Below are 4,366 nucleotides of genomic sequence, written 5' to 3' on the forward strand. Positions count from 1 at the left end.
GAGTCCGGCCTGTATTACAACCGCCATCGCTATTATGACCCGCTGCAGGGGCGGTATATCACTCAGGATCCGATTGGGCTGGAAGGCGGGTGGAATTTTTATCAGTATCCGTTGAATCCGGTTCAGTATATAGATTCAATGGGACTGGCATCAAAATATGGACACTTAAATAATGGCGGATATGGAGCGAGATCCAACAAACCGCCTACGCCCGATCCAAGTAAATTGCCAGACATAGCGAAACAATTAAGACTGCCATATCCTATTGACCAGGCCAGTAGTGCGCCTAATGTTTTCAAAACATTCTTCAGAGCATTAAGCCCTTACGACTACACACTGTATTGCAGGAAGTGGGTAAAACCAAATCTGACTTGTACGCCACAGGATGATCCCCAGTATCCAGGGATGGATACAAAGACAGCAAGTGATTACCTGCCACAGACAAATTGGCCAACAACTCAATTACCACCAGGATATACTTGTGCAGAACCCTATTTATTCCCAGACATTAATAAACCCGATGGGCCAGCAACAGCAGGGATAGATGATTTGGGTGAAATTTTAGCTAAAATGAAACAGAGAACATCGAGAGGAATAAGAAAATGAAAAGATTTTTGTTCTTTTTGCTGATGATATTTGTTAGTTTTGGTGTTATAGCTGATTGCAAAATACAAGCTAAAGATCATGATTGTTTTACTATTTTCGCTAAGGGTACTATTTTTTCCGCGTTTCCTGTCTTAAATAATAAAGCCATGTGGAGATGGTATCAGAATGAGGACATCGGTGAGTATTATTGGCAAACAGAACTGGGTACATGTAAAAATAATAAATTCACACCAAGCGGGGCGAGACTCTTAATTCGCGTCGGGTCACTACGCCTTAATGAAAATCATGCCATCAAAGGAACGTTGCAGGAGTTGATAAATACAGCAGAAAAAACGGCGTTTCTCGGCGATCGGTTTAGAAGTTATATAAGAGCGGGTATCTATCAAAAAAAGAGCAGTGATCCAGCTCAGTTGTTGGCAGTCCTTGATAATTCAATCATGGTTAAATATTTTAAAGATGAGAAGCCAACTTATGCTCGAATGACAGCACATCTCCCGAACAAAGATGAGTCTTACGAATGTTTAACAAAAATACAGCATGAACTGCTTCGTAGTGAAGAAAAATAAAACATCTTCCTGAGAAAATAAATTAACCATTCGGAAAAACATGTTCTTAATGGATATCCAGGTACACCAGAAGGTCGATTTGGAAAAATGGATTCCGATGGTAGGAATATCATATATTCTGAATGTAATGTTTTACCCTCAACTTTTGAGATTCGATAGGTGTAGAACACGAGAAACTCACTAATATTACTTATTATGATATTGTTTACAATATCACACTCAGTATTTGGAAAAGAAAATCCAGTGGAAATTTTAGTAAATAGTCGTGAAATGGCTTTGGAATTATCATATGTTTACATTAAATATGTATACGGGAAAGAAAAAGCAGAATTTCAGAAACCATATAGTATTACAGATGACAATAATTGTTGGAAAATCGAGGGAAAACAACCGAAGACGTTAGGAGGAAATTTTACAATACTAATAGCGAAAAAAGATGGGCAAGTGTTGAATGTAATACACACAAAATAATCCACTGTACAGTCGATTCAAATATTTTACCAAGGTGTGTTTCGTAACAATTTTGTTTACAATATGACTCTACATATCGACGAAAAAACCACTTGATTTGACAGGAACACATTCAAAAAAATTTCTTTTTTCATTTCAGGAGCGATTTTCATCTGTTACTTGAAGTATCTGTGAGATTAATTGACTCCCCCTAACGTCGTACTAAATAGTAATTACTGGCCATACCGGGAGCAGTATTCGGCGCTCCCCACATGCAGCAGAATAACCGCATCAGCAAAGATGTATTTTATTTTTACTATCACAATGTGTACGGACGGTTTATGGAAAAGAATGAACATTAGATACGCGATGCGGCGGCAGGTTACACGGTTATCACTATGATAGCCAATACTGGCTGGTGCATTACCGCCGTGAACAATAGGACGCCGTACTGCTGGAAATTTCTTACCTTTATGACTCCCCGCGCCGCCGTATCGGGAAACGGGAAGCAATCAAGATGAGGCTGATATAATGTGCGGAATGCCTGAGTATTTTTTAGAATAGGGGGGTAATATGTTTGATAGAATATATCTTGGTGATCGAGCAATAAAAAAAATTTAATTTTATTTATGGAGTAAACAAATTAGAATTCAGGTTAATTTAATCTCAAGGATAGCCTATGGTACAACAGAATGGAATTTTTATGATAATGAAGACTTAGAAGATGGTTATTTGGTATTTTCAGGTGTTAGTTTCTTCAATATAACTCCTAATGGCTCTATTCCAGATGATTATATAATTTCAATAATTACAGATAATGTCAATGTTGAATATTTTGAATCAACTATAGTTGCAGTTGGACAAATTCCAAATACAAATTCTGGAGACATTGATAATATTGGTGAGTGTCAAATTTTCATCAGGTATAAAGACAGCTGGATTGAGAATAAACTCAAAGAAAAAATAATTGAATAACCATGTTCTTTATAGACATTTTAGATGGGACGAACCAGAGAAGGTCATGCCTCCGACCTAGGTTATGTGGACACGGAGCTTTAGCGTGGTGAACTCAACGAAGCAAACCGGATAACTTGCTGGCCCTTATCAGCACGGAAAGGACAACAGCGTGGTACGCAGAATAATCCTACCCCCTAAGCGAGGTTCTGGTTTTCAAATTTTCCGGAGTTAGATGATTGGAGGAACAGATGATAAGAATCGCATTTTTAATAACCAATAAATTTCTTGAGATAGATAGTACCACTCTTGCTGGATATGATTTTAGCGGGATGAATCTACATCGTGCCATCCTCAATGGTTATTGTCTTGATGGGGCGAAATTTGAAAAAACTCATTTAAGAAATGTAATGATTCAACATACATCAACTAGAAATGCTGTCTTTCGCAATGCGGCTCTGATGAATGCTATTCTGAATAACTCAGATTTCACTGGAAGTGATTTTAGTAATTCAAGGTCAATAGGTGAAAATTTTAAAGCAATAGATAATCATGGGAAAGATATAACAAATGGAAAAGGATTGCCTAATGTTTTCAGAATACATAGCAACGTGTAAGAAAATATTATTCAGAACCTGTGTAATTGTATCTTTGTTTGTTTTTACATACAACACATGGGCGCAGTGTAATAATATTATAATAATGCGCAAGTATGAAAGTGAGGGGAAATATACCGTTAGAAATTTGGTTAAAAATAAAGCCATAGCATTGGAATTAGCTGAGATATATGTTAAGAATCGTTATGGGCATGATGCCGCAGAAGAAGAAAAACCATACAAAATCAAGGAATTACCAACAAGTTGGATTGTTGAAGGCACCATTCAATCAGAACAAATTGCTGGTGGGGTTTTTATTATAGAAATAGGCAAAAATGATGGGAGAATTCTAAATTTTGGCCACGGAAAATAAGTATGTAAGGATAAACAAACATCGTGTGCGCTGATGGCAGAGTAGGTGGAGGACTCCAGACAGTCAAACGATAGAAAAAGATAGTCTTTATGGATATTCCTACAATGTCGAATACATACCAGAAAAGAAAGGCAAGTAAAGAGTATGGTTTATACAATCAATGTAAGAAACTAAATGATGATGAATTATTTCGCTTACTTGATGATCGCAATTCCTTGAAAAGGATTTCATCTGCCAGAGTATTACAGTTAAGAGGGGGGCAAGACGCTGTTAGATTGGCAATTGAATTCTGCGCTGACAAAAATTATATCCGTAGAGATATCGGAGCATTTATACTCGGGCAAATAAAAATTTGCAAAAAATGCGAAGATAATGTGTTTAATATTTTGAACAATATGGCATTGAATGATAAGAGCGCTTGCGTTCGAGCTACAGCAATCGAGTCAACGGCTCAGCGATGCAAGAAAAACCCAATTTATTCACCAGGGAAAGATCACGTAACGCTGCTTTTTTGTACTAAGTAATTCGCATTTTATGTTTAAAAATTGAGATATTCCTCATTACCTGAAGCTGTTTTTTATTGCGTATACATGATCAAATACTCCTTACATAATTAAGGAGAACAAAATAGAACTTAAAAAATTGATGGAACATATTTCTATTATCCCCGATTACAGACAAGCCTGGAAAGTGGAACATAAATTGTCGGATATTCTACTGTTGACTATTTGTGCCGTTATTTCTGGTGCAGAAGGCTGGGAAGATATAGAGGATTTTGGGGAAACACATCTCGATTTTTTGAAGCAATATGGTGATTTTGA

General features: G+C 36.9%; 6 protein-coding genes and 3 pseudogenes. All 9 read left to right on the top strand.

Features of this window, described 5'->3' with window-relative positions:
• The coding region (locus FQZ95_RS15705; protein ID WP_160530410.1) for an RHS repeat-associated core domain-containing protein at positions 1-606 on the top strand (606 nt) is incomplete at its 5' end.
• Positions 603-1,172, top strand: a complete 570-nt coding sequence (ybfC, locus tag FQZ95_RS15710) for a protein YbfC (RefSeq protein ID WP_160530411.1) — start codon at positions 603-605, stop codon at positions 1,170-1,172. The genes FQZ95_RS15705 and ybfC, both read left to right, overlap by 4 nt.
• Before the next feature lie 243 nt (positions 1,173-1,415).
• A complete protein-coding gene (locus tag FQZ95_RS15715; RefSeq protein ID WP_000404862.1) occupies positions 1,416-1,643 on the top strand; it encodes an NTF2 fold immunity protein in 228 nt (75 codons plus the stop codon).
• Between the two features lie 621 nt (positions 1,644-2,264).
• Positions 2,265-2,597: a DUF6258 family protein gene (locus FQZ95_RS15720; protein ID WP_337190658.1), complete on the top strand. Its 333-nt coding sequence runs from the start codon at positions 2,265-2,267 to the stop codon at positions 2,595-2,597.
• A 230-nt stretch (positions 2,598-2,827) separates the two neighbouring features.
• Positions 2,828-3,076 (top strand): annotated as a pseudogene (locus FQZ95_RS15725) (pentapeptide repeat-containing protein); the annotation flags it as partial.
• A gap of 30 nt (positions 3,077-3,106) precedes the next feature.
• Positions 3,107-3,193: pseudogene (locus tag FQZ95_RS27030) on the top strand (pentapeptide repeat-containing protein); the annotation flags it as partial.
• Positions 3,165-3,545, top strand: a complete 381-nt coding sequence (locus FQZ95_RS15730; RefSeq protein WP_160530414.1) for a YbbC/YhhH family protein — start codon at positions 3,165-3,167, stop codon at positions 3,543-3,545. The pseudogene FQZ95_RS27030 and the gene FQZ95_RS15730, both read left to right, overlap by 29 nt.
• Before the next feature lie 104 nt (positions 3,546-3,649).
• Positions 3,650-4,030, top strand: a pseudogene (locus FQZ95_RS15735) (HEAT repeat domain-containing protein); the annotation flags it as partial.
• 142 nt (positions 4,031-4,172) lie between these two features.
• Positions 4,173-4,366 (top strand): ISAs1 family transposase (locus tag FQZ95_RS15740; RefSeq protein ID WP_001765626.1); only part of this gene is annotated, 194 nt, incomplete at its 3' end.

Source organism: Escherichia sp. HH41S, assembly GCF_009820115.1.
In the GTDB taxonomy this organism is placed as follows: domain Bacteria; phylum Pseudomonadota; class Gammaproteobacteria; order Enterobacterales; family Enterobacteriaceae; genus Escherichia; species Escherichia coli_F.